Raw genomic sequence first — 213 nt, forward strand, 5'->3', positions numbered from 1 at the left:
TTGATTTGATAACCGTGCGACGACAGGCCATAGCGTCGAATGAAGCTGACTTGAATGTGGTGTTTTGGCTCAGCACTTTGTTTTAGTGAGGTTCCACATTGAGTCTGGCTTAATATCTCTTGTTTGATTGGCAGCCAAAGCTCACTATTGAGTGTTTGTTGATCGAGTGCGATTTGCAGCTCTTGCCACGCAACTTGAGGTTGACCATCAAGC

The 213-nt window shown here is 45.5% G+C and carries 1 protein-coding gene; it reads right to left on the bottom strand.

The genetic code is table 11. The annotated features are described in order from the left end of the window. Window positions 1-213, bottom strand: a 213-nt coding sequence (locus tag AB4486_RS28705; RefSeq protein ID WP_372120235.1) for a DUF2861 family protein, incomplete at both ends; no start/stop codon positions are given.

It is taken from the genome of Vibrio sp. 10N.222.55.C6 (genome assembly GCF_041473395.1).
GTDB lineage: Bacteria > Pseudomonadota > Gammaproteobacteria > Enterobacterales > Vibrionaceae > Vibrio > Vibrio crassostreae_C.